The sequence below is a fragment of the Kitasatospora sp. NPDC001547 genome (assembly GCF_042894165.1).
GTDB lineage: Bacteria > Actinomycetota > Actinomycetes > Streptomycetales > Streptomycetaceae > Kitasatospora.
This window is the reverse complement of the sequence record NZ_JBIAVL010000006.1, coordinates 341,591-366,271: the sequence shown is the minus strand read 5'-3', so window position 1 is coordinate 366,271 and position 24,681 is coordinate 341,591. Positions and strand designations below refer to the sequence as shown.

Here is a 24,681-nt window from a genome sequence, read left to right as displayed (position 1 = left end):
GGGGACCGGCCGGGTTCAGCCGTGACGCTCCTGGGCCGGGAGGCCCGGGGCGCGGCGGGGCTGGGGCGGGAGGGGGAGGGTGAGCGCCTCGGGGGAGGCGGCCGGGAGGGCGAGGGCGGACGCGGTCTCGGCGGGCAGGGGGTGGAGACCGAGGAGGGCCGTGGTGAGGCGGGTGGTGGCGCGGTGCCAGTCGGGGATCCGCTGGAGCATGGCGTGGCCGCTGCCGGTGACGGTGTAGCCGCAGACCCGGGCACCGGCCGCGCGGCTGCGGGCGGCGAAGGCGCGGGTCTCGGCGGGCGGGGTGACGGTGTCGCGGTCCCCGTGCAGCATCAGCACGTCCCGTCCGGCGAGCTGGTCGCACGGGTCCTCGGCCGGGCACCACGGTGCGAGGGCGACCAGCCCGGTGACGGACGGGTGCCCGCCGGCCTGGAGCGCGGCGCGCCCGCCCATCGAGTGGCCGACCAGCACGGTCGGCACCGGCCCGAGCAGCGCGGCCAGTTCGTCGAGCGCGGCGGTCGCGTCCCGCGCGGCGTCGGCCCGTTCGCCGTTCCAGCCGCGGTGGCGGTAGCGGACGGTCCCGACGGCGACCCCGGCGTCCGCGGTCGCCCTGGTGAGTCCGCGCAGGAAGCCGTGCATCCGCAGCAGCGGCAGGTTGAGCCACCCGGGCCGGGCGAGGTTGTGCTCCTCACCGCCGTGCAGCACCAGGACGGCGGCCCGCGCCGCCTCCGGCCGTACCTGCCAGTGCAGCGCCCGGTGGTCCACCGCGCGCTTCGCCGCCGTACCGCTCACTGCCGCACCGTCCCGTCCGTCCCGCCCCGTGGCCCGTCCCCCGGATCGTCACTGTACGCGCGCGGACGGCCGGACCGTTCACCCGAGGGGACCATCCCGGACAGCGGGCGCGCGCGGCCGCGGCGGGCTCCTGCTATCCACGAAGGGTGGGGGCCGGAAGCGCCGCTCGTGGCGCCGTGTCACCGAGTGGAGGACTCCATGGCTCAGCAGCTCGCACTGTCCGTCGACTTCGGGTCGGGTTTCACCGAAGCCTGGTCGAAGATCGCCAAGGTCATTCCGCAGTTCATCGCCTTCCTGGCGATCCTGGTCATCGGCTGGTTCGTGGCCAAGGCGATCGCCAAGGTCCTCGACCGGGTGCTGCGCCGGGTCGGCTCGGAGCGGGTCGCGGCGCGCTCCGGAGTGGCCGCCCACCTGGCCGGTTCCAAGTACGACATGACCGGCATCATCTGCAAGGTCGTCTACTACATCGTCCTGCTGATGGCGCTGCAGCTGGCGTTCGGCGTCTTCGGCCCGAACCCGATCAGCACGATGATCCACAGCATCGTCGCCTGGCTGCCGCGCGCCATCGTCGCCGTGGTGATCGTGGTGGTCGCGATGGCCATCGCCAACGCGGTGCGCGACATCGTGGGCAACGCGCTGTCCGGCGCCTCGTACGGGCGGACGGTCTCCACCCTGGTCTGGGCGTTCATCGTCGGCCTCGGCGTGATCGCCGCGCTGGGCCAGGCCGGGATCGCCACCGCGATCACCGGACCGGTGCTGATCGCCGCGCTCGCCACCATCACCGGTGTGCTGGTGGTCGGGGTCGGCGGCGGCCTGATCATGCCGATGCGCCAGCGCTGGGAGCGGTGGCTGGACGACGCCGAGCGGGAGACCGCCCGGCTGCGCGGCAGCTCCTACCAGGCCGGTCGTTCCGACGCGCTGTCCAACCAGCCGGTCCGGCCGACCACCCAGACCGGCCTGGGCACCCCGCCCGCGCCGGGCATCGAGGGCGACCAGAACCGGTAGCCGGAGAGGCTCAGACCTCCAGCAGGCCCTGCTCGCGCACCAGCCAGCAGACGGCGGTGAGCCGGATCACGGCGTAGTCGTAGCCGACCGGCTCCCGCCAGCCGATCTCGGCGAGCGCGTCCAGGAAGCCCAGCGCGTAGTCCGACAACTCCTCACGGTCCAGGGGCCGGGGCGCGAGCTCCGGCCCCTGCGCGTACAGCAGCTCCCGCAGCATCGCCGCGTGCTGGTCGACCGCCGCGACGAAGCCGGGCTCGAAGGCGAACTCGGCCAGCCGGGGCGTGAAGGCCGTCACGATGCCGGGCAGCGGGCAGCCGGCCGGCTCGTCGGGGGAGCGCCGGAAGGAATCGTCGGAGGTGGCGAACATCCGTCCACGTTAGGCGAGCCCGGACGCGGGAACGGACGCCCGTGACGGTTCCGTGCTGAGACCTTGGCCACCCCGGCGGCGCGCCCGGGACGTTCCGTGTTCCGGCGGATCCGCTCCGCCGACCACCGGGTGGTCCGTACCCGCCCGGGCCTGCGCCCTTTACTCGCCCTTTTGAATGCGACATGCTCCTCGGACGGGAACGGCGGGGGGAGACCGGGTGAGCGGGACGAGAACGGTGCGGACGGCGGCGGTGCCGCCGGTGCCGCCGCCGCGCGCCGCCGGGGAGCGGGTCGTCCTGCCCGCGCCGCACGACCCGCCCGTACGGCACGAACTGCGCGGGCCCGAGCCGACGGTCCTGCGCTACCCGGCCGGGGACCTGCTGGTCGTCACCGGTCTGCCCGGCAGCGGCAAGAGCACCCTGATGCGCCGCTGCGTCCGCGCCCCGCTGGTCGACTCCCAGCTGGTCCGCGAGGAGTACCAGGCCCGGCTGCCCGGCCGGCTGCCGTACGCGCTCTACCGCCCGCTGGCCCGGCTCGCCCACTACCGGCGGCTGCGCCGGGCGGTGCTGGACGGCGGGCCGCTCGCGGTGCACGACTGCGGCACCCAGCCCTGGGTGCGGGCCTGGCTGGTCCGGGCCGCCGCCGCGCAGGGCCGTCGGGTGCACCTGCTGCTGCTCGACGCCGACCCGGCCGAGGCACTGGACGGGCAGCGGCGGCGCCGGCGCGTCGTCTCGCGCTACGCCTTCGCCCGGCACCGGGCCGCCGTCGCCCGGCTGCGCCACCGGATCCTCGACGCCGGACTGCTGCCGGCCGGCTGTGCGTCGGCCGTGGTACTCGACCGGGCCGCCGCGCGCGCCCTGCGGGAGATCGACTTCACGGCGTCGTAGTCTCGGCGAGTCCGCGCCGGGCGGCGCCGGCGGGTCCGGCCGGAGCAGGCCCGGAGCGCGGCCGAGACTCCGTCAACTCCCCGTCAGGAGCGCTGATGCGCCGTACTGCCCGGGTGCCCTCGCGTGCCCCCCGTCTGTTCCCCTGCGCCGCCGCGCTGGTCGCCACGGCCGGTCTGAGCCAGTTCGCCGCCCCGGCCGCCCCGGCCGCGCACCTCGCCGCCGCTCCGGCCGCCGCTCCGGCGGTCGCGTGCGCGGACGACGGCGCCGGTGCCGCCGCCAGGCTGCCGGCCGGCAGCCGGCCGAGCCGGGACCCGAACGAGGTCAGCGCCGCGCAGGCCCGGGCGATGCAGGCCGACCTCGGCCGCCGGCTCGCCCAGCTGGGCACCGGCCGGGTCCGGGCCGGCGCCTCCGTCACCGTCCCGGTCTTCTTCCACGTGATCCACGACGGCGACGCCGGACGGCTGGACCAGGCCGCCGTGTCCGGCCAGATCGACCACCTCAACGAGAGCTACGGCGGCCAGGGCGAGGGCAACGTCGGGAGCCCGTTCCACTTCGAGCTGGCCGGCACCGACTGGAGCGACAACGCCTCCTGGTACACCGGCATGACCCCGGGCTCGGCGGCCGAGCGGGAGATGAAGACCGCGCTGCGCAAGGGCGACCAGGGCACCCTCAACCTCTACACCGCCCAGCTCGGCGAGTCCCTGCTCGGCTGGTCGACCTTCCCGAACGCGTACCGGACGAACCCGACCGACGACGGCGTGGTGGTGCTCGACGCCTCGCTGCCGGGCGGCGCCGCCACCCACTACGACGAGGGCGACACCGCGACCCACGAGATCGGCCACTGGCTCGGCCTCTTCCACACCTTCCAGGGCGGCTGCCGGGCTCCGGGCGACTACGTGGACGACACCCCGGCCGAGCGCGGCGCCGCCTCCGGCTGCCCCGAGGGCCGTGACACCTGCACCAGCCCGGGGGCCGACCCGATCCACAACTTCATGGACTACAGCTACGACGCCTGCATGACCCGCTTCACCCCGGGGCAGGTCAGGCGGATGGCCAACGCCTGGGCGGCCTACCGGAGTTGAGTGGGGGCAGCGGCTCGGCGGTACCAGGGGCCCGGTGAAGCGCCGGAACGGCGGCGGGGCCCCGCCCGGCATCCGGACATCCCCCAGGCCGTAGCCGCCTGCCGCAGTGGAATCGAAAGCCGGAGGCCGCCTCCGGCGTGGCAGCTACCGGCCATTTGTCCGATTTGATCTATGTTCGGAGGGTCGGGACCGATCAGAGCAACCGAAGGAGCAGGGGCATGAGTGCCAATCCCCGGATCGTCGTCGGCGTGGACGGCTCGCCCGCCTCGGAGCAGGCGCTGCGCTGGGCGATCGACTACGCGAAGGCCGTCGGCGGGACGGTCCACGCGATCGCCGCCTGGGAGTACCCGGCCTTCTACGGCTGGGCCGGGCAGGGCGTGCCGACGGTCGAGACCTTCGACCCCGAGGAACTCGCCGGGAAGACCCTCGGCGACACCGTCGCCAAGGTGGCCGGCGACGACGCCGGCGTGCGGATCACCGAGAGCGTGATGCCCGGCAACGCCGCCCAGGCACTGCTGGAGGCCGCCAAGGGCGCCGCGCTGCTCGTCGTCGGCAGCCGCGGCCTGGGCGGCTTCTCCGGAGTGCTGCTCGGTTCGGTCAGCCGCCACCTCACCGAGCACGCGCCCTGCCCGGTGGTCGTGGTGCGCGAGGCCCACGGCGCCGCGCAGCAGTCGGAGTAGCGCGGAGGGGGCCGCCGCCCCGCCGGGCCGCCGCGCGGACCAGAATGGAGGCATGCCAGAAGGTGACTCCGTCTACCGCGTGGCGGCCCGGCTGCACGAGGCCCTCGCCGGACAGCCGCTGACCAGCGCCGACCTGCGGGTGCCCGCGTACGCCACCGCCGACCTCACCGGCCGCCGGGTGCTGGAGGTGGCCCCGCGCGGCAAGCACCTGCTCGCCCGCTTCGAGGGCGGCCTCACCCTGCACACCCATCTGCGGATGGACGGCCGCTGGGAGGTCTACCGCCCGGGCGAGCGGTGGAGCGGCGGCCCCGACTGGCAGGTCCGCGCCGTGCTCGGCACCGACCGGGGCACCGCCGTCGGCTACCGGCTGCCCGTCGTCGAACTGCTGCGCACCACCGACGAGCAGCGGATCGTCGGCCACCTCGGCCCCGACCTGCTCGGCCCCGACTGGGACCCGGTCGAGGCCGTCCGCCGGCTCCTCGCCCGCCCGGGCCGCCCGGTCGTCGAGGCCCTGCTCGACCAGCGCAACCTCGCCGGGATCGGCAACGTCTACGCCAACGAACTGTGCTTCGTGGCGGGCGTCACCCCGTGGACCGAGGTCGGCGAACTCCCGCACCCCGACCGGCTGGTGGAGCGCGCCCGGCAGATGCTGGAGGCCAACAAACTGCGCCCAGGCCACATCACCACCGGCGACACCCGGCCCGGCTACCAGCACTGGGTCTACGGCCGGGCCGGACGGCCGTGCCCGCGCTGCGTCACCCCGGTGGCCGCCGGCCGCCAGGGCTCGCCGCCGCGGGACCGGGCGGTGTTCTGGTGCCCGTACTGCCAGCGCGGGCCGGCCCCGGAGATCACGGCCGCTCGACCAGGGCGGGGTGGCGCGGGTCGTCCACCCGGACGGTGACGTCGGCGGCCCCGGTGGGCCCGGTCTCCGCCTCGTAGCGGGCGAAGGCGGGCAGCGTCCACTGCTGGTCGGCCGGGGTGCGGCGGGCCAGCGCGGCCGGGCTGAGCGCCAGGTGGACGGTCAGCTCCAGCGGCAGCCACCGGCCGAGCAGCAGCGCGCCGTCCAGCAACAGCACGCCGCCGGGCGGGAGTTCGGTGTACGGGGCGCGGGTCGAACGGTCGGTGACCGGGTCGCGCAGGGAGGGCAGGACGCGGCCGCTGCCGCCCGGCTCCAGCGGGTCGAGCACCTCGCGGGCCAGCGCGCCGTCGTCCAGCCAGAGGTCGTGGAAGGCGTCAGCGTCCCGGTGGCCGTACTCGAGCCGGATCGAGGCCGGGCGCAGGAAGCCGGAGGCCGAGACCCGCAGCGTCGGGTGGCCGCGCAGCCGCAGCGGCTCCACCAGGGCGTCGGCGAGCGCCTCGGGGCGGGCGGCCGCCGCGCCGTCCACGGCCACCCGCAGGCGCCGGGCGCCGGCGTCGGGCAGGGCGGCGATGCGGTCGGCGAGCAGCTCGGCCAGGTTGTCGGGGGAGATCGGGCGTACCTGCATCGGGCCATCCTGCCGTGTCGGGCCGTCCACCGTGTCGGGTCCTCCGGACGGTCCGTGCCGTACTGACGGTCCGTGTCGGCCTGGTGGACCGTGCCGTCCCGCCGTTCCCTCGGGCGCGCGCTCAGTTCAGCGGCAGCGCGTGCAGGACGTCGTCGTGGCCCGCGTAGAGGCGGCCGCCGTCGGAGGCGAGGGTCCAGACGTCCTTGCCGGGGCCGGAGTCGTGGAAGGTCCAGCCGAGTTCGCCGGTCGAGGTGTGGATCGCGGCGACCCCGCCGACCGCCGTACCCGGGACGAACAGCGTCCCGTCGCCGGTCAGCGGACGGCTGCGGCGGTCCAGCGGGAACGGCAGCCGGCAGGACCAGAGCACGGCGCCGGAGGACGAGTCGTGGCAGGTGACGACGCCCTGGTCCCACGGGACGTAGACCTGGGGGCCGTGCGGGAGGGGCGGCAGTGCCCGCCGGGAATCGCCCCGGGCGGGGGAGTGCGTCCAGGCCGGCTCGCCGGTGGCCCGCAGCGCGCGCACGCCGCCGTTGCCGTCGGGGACGAGGAAGCCGCCCGCGTCGCTGACGCACCAGCGCTGGTCCTCCTCACCGGGGGCGGTCCACAGCTCGCGGCCGGTGGCGGCGTCCCGGACCACCAGCTCGGCGCGGCCGCCGAGGAAACGGACGCAGGCGAGCAGGTGGCCGCCGCTGTGGGTGGCGGGGGTGACGGGCTGTTCCTCCTGCTCGGTGCGGACGGACCAGAGCAGGGAGCGGTCGGTGACCCGCAGCGCGAAGACCCGGTTGTCCGCCGGGGTGCCGTCGGCCCGCGGGCGGCCCCAGGAGTAGCCGTAGAGGACGCCGGGGTCATGGCGGTCGTAGCCGGACAGCCGGGTCTGCCCCTGGAGCTCGTCGGGCAGCGGCAGGCTCCAGTCGGCGGCGGGGTCGGTGAAGTGGCGGGCCTCGACGTGGCCCTGGAACGTGGTGAAGAGGTGGTCGGGCCCCAGCACCAGCTTGCCGAGGGTGTCGAGGTCGCTCGGCCAGTTGCGGGAGGGCGGCGGGTCGAAGACCAGCAGCCGGCCCGGGGTCCCCTTGGCGGGGTCGAGGACCTGCAGACCGTTCTTGGAGAGGTAGAGGGGCCGCCCCGGCGGGTCGGTGAGCCGCTCGGGCGTCATCGCCTCCGGGCCGCGGTAGGTCCAGAGCGGCGTCGGCCCGGACAGCGCGGTCGGGGCCGGCCTGGTCGGCTCCGGCGCGGGCAGGGCGCCACCGACACCCGAACGGCCGAACGCCCAGGCGGCTCCGCCCGCCGCGAGCACCCCGGCCCCGGCCAGCAACCGCCGCCGACTCGGCCGCGGCCGCTCCCCGCCGCCCGCGACCACGTCCTCGCCGGCCTCGCCGCCGCCGGTTTCCCCGTCCCACTGCCACGACGACTCGCGCGCGGGCCCTCCGGACGACGGCGACTGCATACGGCTCTCGCTTCCCCACCGGCGGCCCCACGCCACCACCCGCCCGGAGAATATCGAACAGTTCCCGAACCGTCCGAAACCCCCGCAACGCCCGTACTAGGCTGTGGCACACAGCACGAGGCCCGCCCAGCAGCCCAGGGGAGGTACGCCGTGACGGCCGAGATGATCGCACCCGAGTGGATGCACCGGCAGATCACCAGTGAGCAGTACGACTCCTGGACCGATGAGCAGTGCGCGGGCATCGAGATCGTCGACGGGATGGTGGTCGTGTCCCCGAGCGCTTCCAAGCGGCACAACCGGCTCGCCCGGTTCCTGGCGAACGCCCTGGACGAGGCGGGTGGCGTCGAATGGAACGCCGACACCGACTTCGACGTCCGGCTGCAGGACGTACCGCTGAACAACCGCCGACCGGACGTCGTGGTCTACCGCGCGGACACGATCGACGAGTCGCCGACCAGACCCCACCACGTCCTGCTGCTGGTCGAGGTGGTCTCGCCGGGCTCGGAGACCACGGACCGGGTGGTCAAGCTGGACCAGTACGCCAAGGCGGGCATCCCGTTCTACTGGCGGGTCGAGCAGGCCGCCGGCCGGGTGCCGATCGTCCACACCTACGTACTGGACGCGGCCGGCGCCGCGTACCGGGTGGGGGAGCTGTTCACCGGGCTGGTCAAGGCCGTGGTGCCGTATCCCGTGGAGGTGGACCTCTCCGGGGTCTGACGGCGGCGTCAGTGCTTGCCCGGCGGGTGGTCGGCCAGGTCGGCGAGGACGTCGGCGTGGCAGGGGAGCGGGGCGCACCAGCAGCCGAGGCGGTGGCCGCGCAGGGGCGGGACGAGGGCCAGCAGCTCCGGGTGGGCGAGCAGGTGGGCGCGGTACTTGACGACCATCTCCTCCCGGGTGAGGTCCGGCCCGGGCCGGTACGGGCAGTGCAGCGGGGACTCGTCGAGGTGCCAGCCGCCGCGGTGCATGGCGCGGCCGACGTAGACGACGTCCTGGTACCCGGGGTCGTCGCGGTGGCCCTTGAGGTTGACCACGGTGGTGCGGCGGGAATCGCTCGGCATGCCGTCCATGCTGGGGCACGCCGGGCCCCCGGGCAGCTCGGGGCGTGTCCCGCGGGCCTCAGCCGGGCCCCGGTGCGGGTGCGGACTCGCCTTGACACGGTTGCGGGCCGGGCGTAGCAAAAGAGCATGCGCCATCCGCACGCGACCGGTGGGGCCCCTGGTGCGCGGCCCGGTCCGGACCGGCCGCGGGAGCCCGGGTCCGGCGCGGAGGCGGACCGGTCGGCCCCGAGGTCCGTCCAGGACACCGTCGGGCGGGCGGACCACCGGCGGGACGAGCTGTTCGCCGAGGCGGTGCGCCGGGTGCTCGGGACCACCGGGGCGTACGGCGCGCTGGTGTACCTGCGCTCGCGGGACCGCCGGTCGCTGGTGCTGCGCACGGTCGCGGGCGTGCCGCTGGCGGTGATCAGCCCGTTCCGGCGGGTGCCCGCCGCCGGGCCGATGCCGGTCGCGGCCTGCTTCCGGACCGGGCACGTGATCACCCTGACCGACACCGAGGACACCATGCGGCGCTTCCCGCAGCTCGCGGTGGGCATGCCGTACGACTTCGCCTCCGCCTGCGTGCCGGTGGCGCACGGCGGGGAGCGGTTCGGGGTGCTGAGCGGACTGTGGCCCGCCTCGGACGAGGGGGTGCCGGAATCGGCCGTCCGGCGGCTGACCGAGGTGGCCGACCGACTGGGCGCCGGACTGGCGGGGTTGGCGGAGCCCGCGCAGGCGGTGGAGCCGGGCGGCGAGGTGGCCGTGGTGGAGCTGCCGCCACCGGCGGTGCCGGCCACCCGGGTCGGGCTGTTCGACTGGGACGTGGCCACCGGGGCGCTCGCCGCCGACGAGCGGTTCCAGGAGATCTTCGGCTTCGGGCCGGGTGAGTTCGACGGCACGGTGGCCGCGCTGAACCGCCGGGTCGCCCCCGGCGACCTGCCCGAGTTCCGGGCCGCCGCCCGCATCGCGCTGGAGCGCGGCGAGGTGCTGGCCGCCCGGGTCCGGGTGCTCGGACCGGACGGCCGGCCCTACCCGGTGGAACTGTGGGCGCGGGTGCCCGTGGCGATCTCCGACGGCCGGACCCACCTGGTCGGCGCGGTGCTGGACGCACGGGCCCTCACCGCCGCCGCGGCCGCCGTCGAGCGGCTGCACGAGGGCGTGTTCTCGCTCGACCCGGACGGCCGGATCAGCTACGCCAACCACGCCGTCGAACCGCTGCTCGGGGCCCGCCGCGAGGAGCTGATCGGCCACCAGCCCTGGGAGGTGCTGCCCTGGCTCGCCGACCCCTTCTACGAGAACCGGTACCGCGCCACCCTGCTCTCCCAGCAGCCGACCGCCTTCCTGGCCGCCCGCCCGCCCGCCGGCTGGCTCGCCTTCTCCCTCTACCCGGACGCGCACGGCGTCACCGGCCGGGTGTTCGCGGCCGAGGCACCGCCGGGCGCCGCCGAACCGTCCGTCACCCCGCCGCCCGCCGCCCGCACCGGGGTGGGCGACACCCACCACCTGCTCCAGCTGGCCAGCGCGCTCACCGAGGCCGTCACCGTGCGGGACGTCTGCCGGGCGGTGGCCGAGGAGATCCTGCCGGCCTTCGGCGGGCAGGAGCTCGCGATCTACGCGGTGCGCGAGCAGCGCCTCCACCTGCTCCTGCAGACCGGCTACCCGGACGGCTTCCTGGACGCCTTCGAGGGCCTGCCGACCGACGCCCGGGTGCCCGGCTCGGAGACGCTCAGCACCGGCACCCCGATCTTCTTCGAGTCGGTGCGCGAACTCGCCGCCACCTACCCCGGCCTGGCCCTGGACGAGATGGGCGCCTGGGCCTTCCTGCCGCTGATCGCCTCCGGCCGGCCGGTCGGCAGCTGCATCCTCGGCTTCGACCTGCCGCGCTCCTTCACCGTGGAGGAGCGCGGCCTGCTCACCGCGCTCGGCGGCTTCATCGCCCAGGCCCTGGAGCGCGCCCGGCTGTACGACGCCGAGTTCACGCTCGCCCGCGGGCTGCAGCAGGCGCTGCTGCCGCACCGGCTGCCCGAGGCGCCCGGCATCCGGATCACCGCCCGCTACCTGCCCGGCACCCAGGGCATGGAGATCGGCGGCGACTGGTACGACGCGATCGTCACCGGCCCGGACGTCACCCTGGTGATCGGCGACGTCGAGGGCCACAGCGTCGGCGCGGCCGCCACGATGGGGCAGCTGCGCAGCGCCGTGCGCGCCTTCGCCACCGGCGGCGACCCGCCCGACGAGGTGCTCGCCCGCACCAACCGGCTGCTGCTCGACCTCGACCCCGGACTGCTCGCCAGCTGCTGCCTGGTCCGGCTGACGCCGGCCGTCGGCCTCGCCCGGATCGCCCGGGCCGGGCACCTCCCGCCGGTGCTGCGCCACCCCGGCGGCCGGACCGAGGCGCTGTACGTCGCTGGTGGGCCGCTGCTCGGGGTCGACGAACGGGCCGACTACCCGGTCAGCGACCTGCGGCTGGGCCACGGAGCGGTGCTCGCCCTCTACACCGACGGGCTGGTGGAGGACCCGGCGGTGGCGATCGACCAGGGCGTGGAGCGGCTGCGGGCCGCGCTGGCCCGGGCCCCGGCGGGGGAGGGACTGGAGCAGGCGGCCGAGCGGCTGCTGCGCGAGGTCGGCTCGACCCGCCGGGTGGACGACGTGGCGCTGCTGCTCACGGCCTTCGGCTGACCGGCCCAACGGTCGGGCCCCGGTGAGCAGCTGACCGGCGGTCGGGCGGGCCCCTCGCCGGAGCCCGTCCAGGCGACTTTCGTCGGCACCGGGCGGCGACGAAGGAGGACGGCGGGCGCCCCGGCCGGACCGATAGCCTCGACGCGTGGAAGCGATCGCGCGGGCCTGGAAGACAGTGGTACGGACGGCGCTGCCGGGGCCCTGGCGGCCCCGGCGGGTGGTCGGCGAGGCGGTGATCGCCCTGGTGATGGGCGGGTTCGCCGCGCTGCTGGAACTGCTCTCCAACAGCGGTCTGGCGGTGTCCTTCGGCCTCGCCGTCGCGGTGCTGTGGGTGCTGCGCAGGGGGCTGCCGGCCACCGTGCTGCTCGCCGCCGCGGCCCTCGCCGGCTGGGCGGTCGGGCCGATGCCGCTGCTGGTCTGCGCGGGCTGGACGGCCGGGGCGCGGATCCGCCGGGTGTGGTCGCTGGTCGGCGCCTTCGTCGTGGGGTGGGTGCTGTTCACCGCCACGGGCGTACTGAAGGACTTCACCTCGCTCTCGCCGAAGCTCGTCCTGCCGTTGTCGCTCGGCTTCTTCCTGGTGTCCGCCGTGCTGCCCGCGCTCTACGGCCGCTACCGGGCGCAGCGCCGCGCCCTGCTGGACGCGCTGCGCGAGCGCAACGAGCAGCTGCTGCGCGAGCGGGTCATGGTGGTGCACCAGGCGCGGCTGCGCGAGCGGCACCGGATCGCCCAGGACATGCACGACAGCCTCGGCCACCAACTGGCGCTGATCTCGGTGCACTCGGGTGCGCTGGAGGTGGACCGGACGCTCACCGACCGGCAGCGCGAGGCGGTCGGAGTGCTGCGGCAGGCGGCGGTCGCGGCGATGCGCGAGCTGCGCGAGGTGGTCGGGGTGCTGCACGACGAGTCGACGGCGCTGCCGCCCACCCCCGGGCCGGCCGCCGCCGGGCCGCCGGCCCGGGGCGGGGTGGACGGTGTCGGGGAACTGGTGGAGTCCTCCCGGGCGGCCGGGACGGAGATCGAGCTCACCGTGGAGGGCGAGCGGCGTCCGCTGTCGGCCTCCGTCGACCACGCGGCGTACCGGATCGTGCAGGAGGCGCTCACCAACGCGCACAAGCACGCCCCCGGCGCGCCGATCGGCGTCGCGCTGCGGTACGAGCCGGACGCGCTGGTCGTGGAGGTGACCAACACCCGCGCGCCGGAGCTCGTGGGGGCACGGGTCGGCGCGGGCGCCGCGGTCAGCGGCGGCCAGGGGCTGGCCGGCCTGCGGGAGCGCGCCCGGTTGGTCGGCGGCATGGTGCACGCCGGTCCCACGCCGGAGCACGGCTTCCGGCTGGCGGGCGTCCTCCCGTACGAGGGGGCGGAGCAGGACGCGGCGGCGACGGGCGGGGCCGAGGACTGGACGGTGGACGGCCTGCCGCCGGTCGAGGAGGCGGAGGGCCGGCGGCGCAGCCCGGCGATGGGCTGCGCGCTCGGGGTGGTGGTGGTCGCGCTGGTCGTGCTCGGCCTGATGGTCTGGGGCGTGGTCGCCTTCGTCAAGGGCACCAACGACGCGACCGTGCAGAAGCCGATGTACGACCAGATCAGGGTCGGCACCGCGGAGACGGAGGTGCTGCAGACGCTGCCGCGCGGCAACGACTTCTTCACCGACACGTACAAGGGGACGGGTCCGGAGGCGCCGGTGGGCGCGCACTGCCGCTGGTTCGTCCTGAGCGGTGCGCCCGGTGCCGGCTGGAACGAGGAGCACGTGGCGCGATTCTGCTTCCGGGACGGGGCGTTGGTGGAGAAACAGGAGTACGTCGCCCGGGTCTGAGTGCCCCTGTGCGCGGGCGGGTGCTCCGACCGGTCCGGTCCGGGCCGGTTTCGGAGCGCGGTGGTCGGGACCGGGGTGGTTCGGAGCGGCCCGCCGGGATGTGAGGATGGTGCCGCAGCCGAAGCACCGTTCGAGGGGGAATGACCAGCGTGATCCGAGTCCTCGTCGCCGACGACGAGCCGCTGATCCGGGCCGGGATCAGGATGATCCTCGGCTCCGCCGACGACATCGAGGTGGTCGCGGAGGCCGCCGACGGGCGGGAGGCGCTGGAGCTCGCGCGGGCGCACCGGGTGGACGTCGTGCTGCTGGACATTCAGATGCCGGTGATGGACGGGCTGACGGCGCTCGCGGAGCTGGCGAAGGTCGCCCCCGGCGCGCGGGCGTTGATCCTCACCACCTTCGGGGAGCGCGAGAACGTCCTGCGCGCCGTGACCGAGGGCGGGGCCGGCTTCCTGCTCAAGGACACCGCGCCGAACGAGCTGATCCAGGCCGTCCGGGCGGCCGCGGGCGGCAACGCCTTCCTCTCCCCGGCCGCCACCCGGCACATCGTCGACTCGCTGGCGTCCGGGCGCAGCGCCTCGCTGGCCGCCCGCGCGGTGGCGGCGCGGCGCCGGCTGGAGGTGCTCACCCCGCGCGAGCTGGAGGTGTTGGCGCTGCTCGGAGAGGGTCTGTCCAACGCCGACGCGGGAGCGCGGATCCACATGAGCGAGGCGACGGTGAAGACCTACGTCAGCCGGATCCTGGCCAAGCTGGGCTGTGAGAACCGGGTCCAGGCGGCGCTGTTGGCCCGGGACGCGGAGCTCGACGGCCGTCACGTCCAGTGATTTCGCGGTCTCGGTGAGTAGCGGCCGTGACGGATCCCACTCGGCGACGGTGCGGAACCGGGAACTCCGGGTGCGGTGGTGACGGTGCGTCACCTGACGATTCCTCGGCGTGGATGGCGTGTGAGCTTTCTCGGAGGGATAGATGTGAGCGAGGGCACGGAATTCGACCATTTGATCTTGAAAATACGGTCAAAAATGGTCAAATCGGGCACCTTTTCTTGATCTGTACCGCCGGTAACAGTCAACTGACCTGCGGCGTCCAAGAATTGCTTGCTGCGTCCGGGTGATGCCCCCTAGCTTCGTTGGCGGCGCAACGAGCGCCACCCGGGTTCACCCCGACGCACTGCCCGCCGCCTGACCAGCGGCGCGAGGGCGGTGCCCGCCGACCAGGCCGGCTCGAACAGGCCGTCGGCGCGCGGAGGTGACCGGGGCGGCACGGCACGTCCGACACGTGTCCGGCCGCCCGTCGAGTGAGGTGAGCGAAAAACTGCCGGCCCCTGTCCCGGGCCTGGTTCCGCATGCCCACCCGGGACTTGTCGAGAGGACTTGTATGAATCCCCGTCACGAGACCGCCGCTGCCACCGACACCACCGCCACCGCCAAGCGCCACCGCGTTCGGATGGCGGTCGTCGCGGGCGCCGCCGTCGCGGCCCTGCCGGTGGCCGGCCTCGTCACGGCCACCTCGGCCTCCGCCGCCACCGCCTCGACCTGGGACGCCGTCGCCCAGTGCGAGAGCGGCGGGAACTGGAGCATCAGCACCGGCAACGGCTTCCACGGCGGACTGCAGTTCACCCCGTCCACCTGGGCCGCGTACGGCGGGACCGCCTACGCCGCCCAGGCCGGCAAGGCGACCAGGGCGCAGCAGATCGCCGTCGCGGAGAAGGTCCTCGCCTCGCAGGGCCCGGGCGCCTGGCCCGTCTGCTCGCAGAAGGCGGGCCTGGGCAGGGGCGGCGCCCCGGCCGCCGTCGACACCTCCGACGGCGCGGCGGCCAAGCCGGCCAAGCCGAGCACGAAGGCGGCGAAGCCCGCGGCCAAGCCGGCGGCGAAGCCCGCCGCCGCGCCCGTCGCCAAGCCGGCGGCCAAGTCGCAGGCGCCCAAGGGGCAGCCCGCGGCCAAGCCCGCGCAGTCCGCGCCGGTCACGCCGGTCGCACCGAAGAACACCGCGGCGGGTGGCTACACCGTCAGGAGCGGTGACACCCTGAGCGACATCGCGGCCAAGTTCGGCACCGACACGGACAGCCTCTACCGGAACAACGTGCGCGTCATCGGCGGCGACCCGGACCTGATCTTCCCGGGCCAGACGCTGGCCGTCTGACGGGATCCGCGCCCGACGGGCTTTCGGCCTGACGTCCCTTCTGCCTGGCGGGATCCCCGCCTCGCGGGTCCGGTCCGACGGCCGACGCCTGACGGAGCCTTCGAACCGGCCGAGGGGGCCCCCCCGGCCGGGGGGGGCGGGCGGGCGGGGGGGGGGGGGTGGGGGGGCGGTTAGGGGGCGGTGGGGGGGGGTTTTTGGGGGGGGCCCCCGGGGGGCTGCCCGCGCCCCCCCCGGCGGGGGGGGCCCCCCCCGGGCGGGGGGGGGGCCCCCCCGCCCCCCCCCCGCCCGCGCCCCCGCCCCCCCCCCCCCCCCCCCGCGGGGGGGGGGGCCCCCCCGCGCCCGGTTCCGTCGCGTTGGCGGGCCGTTCACGGGCCGTTCGGGGGCTGTTTCGCGGGCTGCCCCCGGGTGGCCGACCGCGCGGGGGCGCGGTGTTCCCCGTGTCGACGGGGCCGGCAGGAGTCGGCGGGCGTCGGCAGGGTCCGGTTCGGAGGGTCCGGGGCGGCGGACGGAAGGTCGTGCCGCCGTTCGCACGCGCCGGAGCCGACCCGGCGGCCGGTGGCCGGTGGTCCGACCGGTGGCAGGTGCGCACGCCGGGGCGCGGGGCGCTTGGAAGCGTTGTTGAACGTTGAACGCAACGTCCGAATACCGCCGGAGGTTTGAAGCGCGCCGGACCAGGATCGAGTCATGTCCGAGATCGGAACGAGGAGTTCTGGAGAGATGACCATGAACGGTGCGGCAGTGCGCAACGGTGGCGACGGCCTCGACGGCAAGGTGGCCCTGGTGACCGGTGGCAGCCGGGGAATCGGGGCGGCGGTCGCCCTGCGGCTGGCGGAGGACGGCGCCGACGTGGTGCTGACCTACCAGGGCGGCGCGGAGCGGGCCGAGGAGGTCGTCGCGAAGATCACCGCGATGGGGCGGACCGGCTGGGCCGTACGGGCGGACAGCGCCGACCCGCAGGCGGTGCAGGGCGTGGTCGAGGCCGTCGTCGAGCGGTTCGGGAGGCTGGACGTCCTGGTGAACAACGCGGGCGTCGGCGTCCTCGGCCCGATCGGCGAGCTCACGCTGGAGGACGTCGACCGGACGCTGGAGGTGAACGTCCGTGCCCCCTTCCTCTACGCCCGGGCGGCCTGCGCGCACCTGGCCGACGGCGGGCGGATCGTCACCGTCGGCAGTTGCGTCGCCCAGCGCGTCGCCTTCCCCGGCGCCACGCTGTACGCGACCAGCAAGGCGGCGCTGATCGGTCTGACCAAGGCGCTGGCCCGGGAGCTCGGGCCGCGCGGGATCACCGCCAACCTCGTCCACCCCGGGCCGATCGACACCGACATGAACCCGGCCGACGGCCCCTCGGCGGAGTTCCAGAGCGGGCTCACCGCGCTCGGCCGCTACGGCACCGGTGCGGAGGTCGCCGCCGCCGTCGCCTACCTGGTGGGCGGGGACGGCCGGTACGTCAGCGGCGCGGAGCTGGCGGTGGACGGCGGCTTCGCCGCCTGACGCGCGGGGGCCGCACGGTGTCGTGCCGGGCGGTGGTCGGCGCCCGCGCTTACGATCACCCGGCACGACACCGCGCTCCCGCACCGGGACCCCGTACCGAGAGGTGTGCCATGACCGCAGCGGAAGACCCGATCGGGCTGCTCGCCCGGGCCCTCGCGCAGACCGCCGGGCTGATCGACGGCACCGGCGTCGAGCTGGCCGGCCACCCGACGCCCTGCCGCTCCTGGGACGTCGGCGACCTGGTCAGCCATCTCCTGTACGACCTGCGGCAGTTCACCGTACGGGCGAAGGGCGGGCAGCCGGACTGGTCGCAGCCCTTCGACCGGGTCGAGGAGGACTGGCTGCACGCCTTCGAGGCCGGGGCGGAGGAGCTGGTAGGCGCCTGGCGCGCGGCCGGCGACCTCGGCGGCACCCTGGAGGTCCCCGGCTTCGGCACCCTGCCGGCCCGCTTCCCGGTGGACCAGCAGATCGCCGAATTCGCCGTCCACGGCTGGGATCTGGCCCGCGCCACCGGCCAGTCCACCGAGGGCCTGGACCACGAGGTCGCACGCGTCGCGCTGGCCTGGGCCGAGGGCGCGCTCAAGCCCGAGTACCGCGGCGCCGAGGAGGACCACCACGCCTTCGGCCCCGCCGTCGCCGTGCCCGAGGACGCCCCGGCGTACGACCGGCTCGCCGCCTTCTTCGGCCGCGACCCCCGGGACGCGCCGTAGGCCCTGTCCGCGGATCAGCGGGCGGACCGGACGACGAGCCCGGCGACGCGGAGTCCCCGCCCGGCGGGCGGTGGCGGGCTTCTCGTGACGGGTGGCGAGGCCGCGCAGGGCCGACCGGCGGTGCCGGTCCGGATCAGTGCTCGGCGGCCCGCCGGGCGGCGGCCTGCTTGATCGCCTCGCGGATGCGCGGGTAGGTGCCGCAGCGGCAGATGTTCTGGATCTGGTCGATGTCCGCGTCCGTCGGATTCGGGGTGCGGCGCAGCAGGGCGACGGCGGTCATGATCTGGCCCGGCTGGCAGAAGCCGCACTGGGCGACGTCGCAGGCGAGCCAGGCCTCCTGGACCGGGTGCAGGACCTCGCCGTCGGCCAGGCCCTCGATGGTGGTGACGGTGTGGCCCGCGCAGTCCTTGACGGACCGGGTGCAGGGCTGGAACTCCCGGCCGTCCAGGTGGCTGGTGCAGGCGCGGCAGACGCCCACCCCGCAGCCGTACTTGGGACCGGTGACGCCGAGCTTGTCGCGCAGGACCCAGAGCAGCGGCATGTCGTCCGGGGCCTCGACGGTGACGGGCCGCCCGTTGAGGACGAAGGTGTGGGTGGGCATGGGGAGTCGGGATTCCTCGGCTGGTGGTCAGGAGTCTTGGCGGGACATGAGTTGGCGGTGCGTCAGAAGTTGATCGGGAAGGAGCGCGGGCTGGTGCCGGTCGCCCGGGCGTAGGCGTTGGCGACGGCGGCGGAGGCGGCCGGGACGCCCACCTCGCCCGCGCCGCCGGGCGGTCCGCTCGGCGGCATCAGGTGGATCTCGACCACCGGCGGGGTGTGCCGCTGCCGGGCGTAGTGGAAGTCGCCGTAACTGCCCTCCCGGAAGGCGCCGTTGTCCAGGTGGTTGCCGGCCCGGAGGATCACCGAGATGCCGTCGACCAGCGCGCCGGTCAGCTGGGCCTCCAGGCCCCTGGGGTTGATCACCCGGCCGACGTCGGCGACGATGACGGCCCTGGTCACCCGGGGGTCGGTCCGGTCGGTGGCGTCCAGCTCGACCAGGTAGCCGACGCAGGCGCTGTGCTCGTCGTGGTAGCCGATCCCCTGGGCGTGGCCGGGGGGCATCGGGCGGCCCCAGCCGCCCCGCGCGGCGAGCTCGTCCAGCACCGCCCGCCCGGCGGCGCCGCGCATCCGGGCGCGGCGGAAGGCCAGTTCGTCCTCGCCCATCCGGCGGGCGAGTTCGTCCATCATGATCTCGTCGGAGACCCGGACGGTACCCGAGTAGACCGAGCGCCAGCTGCCGGTGTTCAGCTCCAGCGGCAGTTCGGCGAGCAGCTGGGTGGGCACCCCGACGTCGTACGGGATCTTCTCGGTGAGCAGGAAGAACAGCTCGGAGGCGGTGAGGCCGGCCAGCGGGAGGTCGTAGCCGGCGGCGGTGAGCATGTCGCCGAGGCCGTGGCCGAGGTCGGTCCGGACGCCGGCCACGTGGTGCTCCCAGCTGAACACCTGGCCGAGGCCGTAGGTGGCCCGGACGAGGTGGTGGCTGGCCGGGCGGACCCGGCCGTGGCGCATGTCGTCGTTGCGGGTCCACATCAGCTTGACCGGGCGGCCGGCGGCCTTGGAGACCTGGGCGGCCTCCAGGGCGGCGTCGAAGAACAGCCGTCGGCCGAACGAGCCGCCGCCGCGCACCACGTGGACGGTGACGGCCTTCTCCGGCAGGCCGAGTTCGGCGGCGATGGTGCCCTGGGCGAGGATCGGGCTCTGCGCGGCGAACCACATCTCGGCCCGGTTCGGCCGGACGTCGGCGACGGCGGTGAGCACCTCCATCGGAGCGTGGTTGACGAAGGCGAAGTCGAACTCCCCCTCCACCCGGTGGGCGAACAGCGGCGGCGGGAGGGACGGCAGCTGGGCGGCGCGCAGTCGGGACCGCACGTCGGCGTCGGACAGGCCGGCGACCGGGCCCGGGTTCCAGGTGGTGCGCAGCGCGTCGCGGGCCTTGAGCGCCTGGTCGAAGGTCTCGGCCAGGACGGCGACGCCGCTCGGGATCCGCACCACGCCGAGGACTCCGGGCATCGCGCGGGCGGCGGAGGCGTCCAGGGACCTGAGCGTGCCGTTGACGGTGGTCGGGCGGGCGACCACGGTGGGCACGGCGCCCGGGATCCTGAGGTCCCCGGCGTACTGGGCACGCCCGGTGACGATGTCGCGGGCGTCGATCCGGCCGGTCGGCCGGCCCACCAGGCGCAGCTGGTCGGGGTTCTTGGGGACGGCCGGGACGGCGGGGGCGGTGACGCCGGCCGCCTCGGCGGCGAGGTCGCCGTAGCCGAGGCGGCGGCCGTCGGGCGCCACGACGGCGGAGTCGGCGGTGCGCAGGGTGGTCGCGGGAACGTTCCAGCGCTTGGCGGCGGCGGTCACCAGCCGGGCCCGGGCGGCGGCGGCCGCGGCGCGCACCGGGTCGTACAGCGAGCGGATCGAGTTGGAGCCGCCGGTCAGCTGGTTGAAGACGAGTTCGGGGCGGGCGTCGGAGAGCGGGACGTCGACGTCGGAGAGCCGGGCGTCGAGCTCCTCGGCGACGATCATGGCGATCGCGGTGGTGAGGCCCTGGCCGACCTCCAGCCGGGGCAGGTGGAGGACGGCGCGGCCGGCGGGGGTGACTTCGAGGACCAGCAGGTGCGCGGTCGGCAGCCCGGCGATGATCATCGCGTCGCCGAGGTCGACGATGTCCGGGATGCCGGGCAGGCCGATCAACTGCTTCGGGAGGGCGGTCTCGTGGACCGGCACGGAGCCCGCGGGGGGAGCGGGGGCGGCGGCCCGGGCGGTGGCGGGCGCGGCGGTGTCGACGCCGAGGCCGGCGGCGACGGTGAGGGTGGGTGCGGCCAGCAGGTAGGTGAGGAAGCGCCGGCGGCGGGGGCCGCCTGCCGTCGCCCGGGAGGCCGGAGCGGCCGGAGCGGCCGGGGCAGTGGGGCTGGTCGGAGCGTCGGCGGCGTACGGGAGGGCGTGGGCGAGCGGGTGTCCGGCGTCGCCCGGCTGGCCGGTGGAGTCCGAGGGGGCGATGGAGGTGCTGATGGGAGGACACCCTTCGAGCCGGAGGCGGCGACGGAACGGGCGGCCGGGGCGGCCCCGGCCCGGTGCCTGGTCGCGAATGCCGTTGAGCATAGGAGGGCGCTACTGAGGGGTCAACACGGTCAAAGCGGGCCCCTGGTCGGCCCGATCTCGGTTTCCCGCCGGTCGGCGGAGGCGGATTCGGAGCGGGTACGGACGGCGCTTCGCAGGCGCGGGCGAGGCCGGTTCGGTACCGCTCCGAAGGGCGCGGAGGCGCCAACTGACGCCCCTCGCACGAGGGTTCAGCGGTCGGTCGGCGGTACGGCGGCGCCGTGGATTGGCCCAGGGAATTCCTTGATCACTGGACCGGTCCACTGGGCCGGTTCCTCCGTAGGGTAGGGGGCGTGCCGGAGCCGGCGGCGGTGGAGACCGACTCCGCGCGCCGCCCGTCCGGGCGCACCGAACAAGGGTGACGGACCGTGATGAGGTTTACGGCCGTGGACGGGTGCGGGTGACGGACCGTGAGGACGTCCACGGCGGCCGGGTGTCCGGGGCTGGCGGGTGATCCCCGCGAACGAGTGAAGGAGAAGCAGTGCCGACCGACCGAGCCGCCCGTCGGGGCGCCCTGCCGCCCGCCGGTCCCCAGCGGACGCTGGCGGCCGCCCAGTTGGCCGCCGCCGTCGGCGACGGCGCCTACTACACCTGCTCCGCGCTCTACTTCACCCGGGTGGTCGGGATGTCGCCGACCGCCCTCGGGCTCGGCCTCACCCTCGCCTGGGCGCTCGGCTCCCTCGCCGGCGTCCCGCTCGGCTCGCTCGCCGACCGGCGCGGCCCCCGCCGCACCTCGGTGGCGCTCGCGCTCGGCACGGCGGCCGTGGTCGCCGCCCTGCTGGTGATCCGCTCCTACCCGCTGTTCCTGCTCGCGGTCTGCCTCTACGCCACCGCGCAGTCCGGCCTCACCGCCGCCCGGCAGGCGCTGGTCGCCGCCCTGGTGCCGCCCGCGCAGCGGACCGCGCTGCTCGCCCACGTCCAGTCGACCCTCAACGGGGGACTGGCCGTCGGCGCGGCGATCGGCGGCATCGCGCTCGGCGTCGGCACCCGTACCGCCTACCTGGCCGCCTTCGCCGTCACCGCGCTCGGCTTCCTGCTCGGCGCGCTGGTCCTGCGGCGGCTGCCCGAAGCCCCGCCCGCGGCAGGGCCGTCGGACGCCGGGCCGCGCCTCGCCGTGCTGCGCGACCGCCGGTACGCCGCCGTCACCGCCGTCAACGCCGTCCTGCTGCTGCGGATGCCGCTGCTCAGCCTGATCATCCCGCTCTGGATCGCCGCCCGCGCCCCCGGGATCGGCTGGCTCGGATCGGCGCTCTTCGTGCTCAACACCCTTGCGGTGCTGGCCTTCCAGGTCCGGGCGGCGCGGGGCATCACCGGCCTGGACCCGGCCGCCCGGGCGGTGCGCTCCGCCGGGCTGCTGCTGCTCGGTTCCTGCGCCGTCTTCGGACTGTCCGCGCTGGACGTGCCGGTGTGGGCGGTCGGCGCGCTGCTGGTCGCGGCCTCCGTCCTGCAGGTGGCCGGGGAGATGCGGCAGTCCGCCGGCAGCTGGCAGATCGCCTTCGACCTCGCCCCGCCCGGGCGGATCGGCCAGTACCAGGGCTTCTTCGGCACCGGCGTCGCCGTCGCCCGCACCCTCGGGCCGCTGCTGCTCACCGCGCTGCTGCTGGAAGGGGGCCTGGCCGGCTGGCTGGTCCTGGGCGGGGTGTTCCTCGTGGCGGGGTACGCGATGGGCCCGGTCGCCCGCTGGGCGGCGCGGGACGGCCGTCACGCGGTGACACCGCCGACACCGGTGGCCGCGGGCGCCTGACCTCGGACCTCGCGACGGCGGGGATGTCGCGACGGCGGGGATGTCGCGGCGGCGGGGCGGCGGGGACCTGCGGGCGGCGGGCCGGAAACCGGTGGCCCCGGCCCGCCGCCCGCTGGCATGCTGGCCGCGTGGACCGACCCCAGATCTCGCTCGACTTCGCCCCCGAGCTGCACCTCTTCGTCTCCGCGCCCCGGCGGGCCGGCCGCACCGCGCTGCGCACCGACGGCACCTCCACCCTCGGCCACGTCGTCGAGTCCCTGGGCGTCCCGCTCACCGAGGTCGGCGCACTGCTGGTGGACGGCCGGACCGTGCCCGACACCCACGTCCCGGCCGACGGCGAGGAGATCGCCGTCCGCGCCGTGGCCAGGCCGCAGCCCTCGCCCGTCCCCGCGCGCTTCCTGCTCGACGTCCACCTCGGCACCCTCGCCCGCCGGCTGCGCCTGCTCGGCGTGGACGCCGCGTACGAGAACCCCGACATCGGAGACGCCGCCCTGGCCGCCCGCTCGGCCGCCGAACAGCGGATCATGCTCTCCCGCGACCGCGGCCTGCTGCGCCGCCGCGAACTGTGGGCCGGCGCGTACGTCTACAGCCACCGCCCCGCCGAGCAACTGCGCGACGTGCTCTCCCGTTTCGCGCCGCCGCTCGCGCCCTGGAGCCGCTGCACCACCTGCAACGGCACCCTGCTCCCGGCCACCAAGACCTCGGTGCGCGAGCAGCTGCGGGACGGCACCGAGCGCTCCTACGACGCCTTCGCCCGGTGCACCGACTGCGGCCAGGCCTACTGGCGCGGTGCCCACCACGCCCGGCTGGAGGCGATCGTCACCGAGGCGGTGCGCGACTTCGGCGGCGGCGGCGGCGACGGCCGGACGGGCGGGCCGAGCGGTTCGGGCGGGACCGGCGCCACCGGCCAGGAGCCCGGGGACGGCCAGGGCCGGGTCGTGGTCGTCCCGGGGTGGAGCGCTCCGGCGGACGGCCCGTTGTCGTAGAACACCAGGGCCGTCGTACGGGGCGCCCGGCCCGGGCCGGACGCCCCGCCCCCGTCAGGCGTCCACGACCTCCAGTCCGTACGCGATCACGGCCTGCCGCAGCCCGCCCGGGTACCCGGCGAGCGCCGGGGTGAACTCCCAGTCCCCGGACGGCTCGCGGTCGAACCGGCCGAGCCGCATCGCGGTGTTGGTCTCCGCGCCGTCCGCCAGGTGCACCACGGCCGCGTCCTGCCCGGAGGCGGCCTCCAGGATCAGCGCCGGCCCGGCGAACCCGCCCATGGTGGCCTCCGGGTGGTTCTCGGTGTCGGCGGCGGCGATGACGACCAGCCGGTCGACCTCGGCGGGCAGCGCGTCGAAGTCGACCATCAGGCAGGCGTTCGCGTCGCCGTAGCCGGTCACCAGCCGCACCGAACCGTCGGGCGTCGAACCGTTGTTGTAGAACACCAGGTGGTCGTCGGAGAGCGCCACGTTCCCGGTGCAGACCAGGGCGGCGATGTCGTACTCCTCCTCCCCGGTCCAGTGCAGCAGCAGCCGGGACGGCTCGGTGGCCACCTCGATCGCGGGCAGCCCGTCCAGGGCGCCGGCCTCGGCGGCGGCCTCGTCCTGGGCGTCCGCGAAGACCTCGTGGAAACCGTGGTGCTTGAGCAGGCCGACCAGCTCGGCGCCGTTGAGCAGGGTGATCGGCTTGCCCGCGACGAACTGGTGCGAGCTGGGGCCGAACCTGCTGGTGGTGACCAGGACGGCCTTGGTCGCGGCCTGGTCGTGCCGCAGCGTCCCGTACAGGTCCCGCACCGCGGAGGGCGCCACCGTGTCCCGGTACCGCTTCACCTGCACGATGACGTTGCCGCCGCGGAACGGGTCCGGGTCGATGCCGCGGACGTCCACCCCGCCGTCCCGCGACCGGGCGGTCAGCTCGACCTTCATGCCCATCGCCTCCATCAGCCGGGCGATCAGTCCCTCGAACTCGACCGGGTCCATCGCCAGCAGCAGCTGGAGCTCGCGGACGCGCCTCGCCATCCGGCCTCGGTTGGCGTTGGTGTCGTCGCGGAGGTGTCGGAACAGCGCGCGCTGCGCGCGGCGTTCGTCGGTGTCGGGGTTGCTGAGGCGGTGGAGCTTCCGGCTCCGGGACATGGGCGTGCCCCCTCTTGCATGGTGACGGTTGTTGCAGGCGTCACCGTAGGGGAATCGTGGACGAAGAACTGCCGGGCCGTCAGTTCGCCGCACAATC

General features: G+C 75.5%; 22 protein-coding genes. 14 read left to right on the top strand and 8 right to left on the bottom strand.

Translation table 11 applies throughout. The features are described 5' to 3' along the window. Window positions 1–15: 15 nt before the first annotated feature. Complete coding sequence (locus ACFY0X_RS15055) at window positions 16–789, bottom strand: alpha/beta hydrolase (RefSeq protein WP_387753986.1); 774 nt, start codon at window positions 787–789, stop codon at window positions 16–18. A gap of 198 nt (window positions 790–987) precedes the next feature. Here ACFY0X_RS15055 and ACFY0X_RS15050 point away from each other — a divergent pair, with 198 nt between their 5' ends. Then, the gene (locus ACFY0X_RS15050) at window positions 988–1,794 is read left to right on the top strand and encodes a hypothetical protein (protein WP_387753983.1); all 807 of its coding nucleotides are present in this window, start codon (window positions 988–990) and stop codon (window positions 1,792–1,794) included. A gap of 10 nt (window positions 1,795–1,804) precedes the next feature. On the opposite strand, the gene ACFY0X_RS15045 is transcribed toward ACFY0X_RS15050, so the two are convergent. Continuing rightward, window positions 1,805–2,158, bottom strand: coding sequence for a DUF6401 family natural product biosynthesis protein (locus ACFY0X_RS15045; RefSeq protein ID WP_387753980.1), 354 nt, complete (start codon window positions 2,156–2,158; stop codon window positions 1,805–1,807). Between the two features lie 175 nt (window positions 2,159–2,333). Between ACFY0X_RS15045 and ACFY0X_RS15040 the strand changes: the two genes are divergently transcribed. From ACFY0X_RS15040 to ACFY0X_RS15025, 4 genes are all read left to right on the top strand, one after another. Then, a complete protein-coding gene (locus ACFY0X_RS15040; RefSeq protein ID WP_387753978.1) occupies window positions 2,334–3,044 on the top strand; it encodes an AAA family ATPase in 711 nt (236 codons plus the stop codon). Window positions 3,045–3,139: 95 nt separating this feature from the next. After that, window positions 3,140–4,126 (top strand): zinc metalloprotease, encoded by a 987-nt coding sequence (locus tag ACFY0X_RS15035; protein WP_387753975.1) that lies wholly within the window; start codon window positions 3,140–3,142, stop codon window positions 4,124–4,126. 218 nt (window positions 4,127–4,344) lie between these two features. Further along, window positions 4,345–4,806 carry a universal stress protein gene (locus ACFY0X_RS15030; RefSeq protein WP_387753972.1) on the top strand — a complete coding sequence of 154 codons (462 nt, stop codon included), beginning with the start codon at window positions 4,345–4,347 and terminating at the stop codon, window positions 4,804–4,806. A gap of 52 nt (window positions 4,807–4,858) precedes the next feature. Further along, a complete protein-coding gene (locus ACFY0X_RS15025) occupies window positions 4,859–5,707 on the top strand; it encodes a DNA-formamidopyrimidine glycosylase family protein (protein WP_387753969.1) in 849 nt (282 codons plus the stop codon). Here ACFY0X_RS15025 and ACFY0X_RS15020 read toward each other — a convergent pair. Beyond that, on the bottom strand, window positions 5,655–6,290 hold the full coding sequence (locus tag ACFY0X_RS15020) for a uridine kinase (protein ID WP_387753966.1): 636 nt from the start codon (window positions 6,288–6,290) through the stop codon (window positions 5,655–5,657). The two genes, ACFY0X_RS15025 and ACFY0X_RS15020, sit on opposite strands and share 53 nt — an antisense overlap. A gap of 121 nt (window positions 6,291–6,411) precedes the next feature. Next, on the bottom strand, window positions 6,412–7,734 hold the full coding sequence (locus ACFY0X_RS15015; protein WP_387753963.1) for a PQQ-binding-like beta-propeller repeat protein: 1,323 nt from the start codon (window positions 7,732–7,734) through the stop codon (window positions 6,412–6,414). A gap of 150 nt (window positions 7,735–7,884) precedes the next feature. On the opposite strand from ACFY0X_RS15015, the gene ACFY0X_RS15010 reads away from it, so the two are divergent. Next, window positions 7,885–8,451, top strand: coding sequence for a Uma2 family endonuclease (locus ACFY0X_RS15010; protein WP_387753960.1), 567 nt, complete (start codon window positions 7,885–7,887; stop codon window positions 8,449–8,451). Between the two features lie 8 nt (window positions 8,452–8,459). Here the strand turns inward: ACFY0X_RS15010 and ACFY0X_RS15005 are convergent, their stop codons facing one another. Then, window positions 8,460–8,792 carry a DUF4326 domain-containing protein gene (locus ACFY0X_RS15005; protein ID WP_387753957.1) on the bottom strand — a complete coding sequence of 111 codons (333 nt, stop codon included), beginning with the start codon at window positions 8,790–8,792 and terminating at the stop codon, window positions 8,460–8,462. 126 nt (window positions 8,793–8,918) lie between these two features. On the opposite strand from ACFY0X_RS15005, the gene ACFY0X_RS15000 reads away from it, so the two are divergent. The 6 genes from ACFY0X_RS15000 (at window position 8,919) to ACFY0X_RS14975 (ending at window position 17,597) form a co-directional block, all read left to right on the top strand. Next, complete coding sequence (locus ACFY0X_RS15000; RefSeq protein WP_387753955.1) at window positions 8,919–11,447, top strand: SpoIIE family protein phosphatase; 2,529 nt, start codon at window positions 8,919–8,921, stop codon at window positions 11,445–11,447. A gap of 145 nt (window positions 11,448–11,592) precedes the next feature. Next, window positions 11,593–13,257, top strand: coding sequence for a sensor histidine kinase (locus ACFY0X_RS14995; protein ID WP_387753953.1), 1,665 nt, complete (start codon window positions 11,593–11,595; stop codon window positions 13,255–13,257). A 149-nt stretch (window positions 13,258–13,406) separates the two neighbouring features. Then, window positions 13,407–14,081, top strand: a complete 675-nt coding sequence (locus ACFY0X_RS14990) for a response regulator (RefSeq protein ID WP_387754081.1) — start codon at window positions 13,407–13,409, stop codon at window positions 14,079–14,081. 550 nt (window positions 14,082–14,631) lie between these two features. Beyond that, the gene (locus ACFY0X_RS14985) at window positions 14,632–15,396 is read left to right on the top strand and encodes a transglycosylase family protein (protein WP_387753951.1); all 765 of its coding nucleotides are present in this window, start codon (window positions 14,632–14,634) and stop codon (window positions 15,394–15,396) included. A gap of 723 nt (window positions 15,397–16,119) precedes the next feature. Beyond that, window positions 16,120–16,887, top strand: coding sequence for an SDR family NAD(P)-dependent oxidoreductase (locus ACFY0X_RS14980; RefSeq protein WP_387754078.1), 768 nt, complete (start codon window positions 16,120–16,122; stop codon window positions 16,885–16,887). A 110-nt stretch (window positions 16,888–16,997) separates the two neighbouring features. After that, on the top strand, window positions 16,998–17,597 hold the full coding sequence (locus ACFY0X_RS14975) for a TIGR03086 family metal-binding protein (RefSeq protein ID WP_387753949.1): 600 nt from the start codon (window positions 16,998–17,000) through the stop codon (window positions 17,595–17,597). Window positions 17,598–17,730: 133 nt separating this feature from the next. Here the strand turns inward: ACFY0X_RS14975 and ACFY0X_RS14970 are convergent, their stop codons facing one another. Together ACFY0X_RS14970 and ACFY0X_RS14965 are read right to left on the bottom strand one after the other, a co-directional pair. Then, window positions 17,731–18,198, bottom strand: a complete 468-nt coding sequence (locus ACFY0X_RS14970; RefSeq protein ID WP_387753947.1) for a (2Fe-2S)-binding protein — start codon at window positions 18,196–18,198, stop codon at window positions 17,731–17,733. Between the two features lie 62 nt (window positions 18,199–18,260). Beyond that, window positions 18,261–20,726: a molybdopterin cofactor-binding domain-containing protein gene (locus ACFY0X_RS14965; protein ID WP_387753945.1), complete on the bottom strand. Its 2,466-nt coding sequence runs from the start codon at window positions 20,724–20,726 to the stop codon at window positions 18,261–18,263. Window positions 20,727–21,204: 478 nt separating this feature from the next. On the opposite strand from ACFY0X_RS14965, the gene ACFY0X_RS14960 reads away from it, so the two are divergent. Both ACFY0X_RS14960 and ACFY0X_RS14955 read left to right on the top strand, forming a co-directional pair. Beyond that, the gene (locus ACFY0X_RS14960) at window positions 21,205–22,467 is read left to right on the top strand and encodes an MFS transporter (RefSeq protein ID WP_387753942.1); all 1,263 of its coding nucleotides are present in this window, start codon (window positions 21,205–21,207) and stop codon (window positions 22,465–22,467) included. A gap of 128 nt (window positions 22,468–22,595) precedes the next feature. Next, the gene (locus ACFY0X_RS14955) at window positions 22,596–23,453 is read left to right on the top strand and encodes a Mut7-C RNAse domain-containing protein (protein WP_387753939.1); all 858 of its coding nucleotides are present in this window, start codon (window positions 22,596–22,598) and stop codon (window positions 23,451–23,453) included. Between the two features lie 54 nt (window positions 23,454–23,507). Here the strand turns inward: ACFY0X_RS14955 and ACFY0X_RS14950 are convergent, their stop codons facing one another. Beyond that, entirely contained in the window at window positions 23,508–24,584 is a 1,077-nt protein-coding gene (locus ACFY0X_RS14950; RefSeq protein ID WP_387753937.1) for a restriction endonuclease, read from the bottom strand. Between the last annotated feature and the right edge of the window lie 97 nt (window positions 24,585–24,681).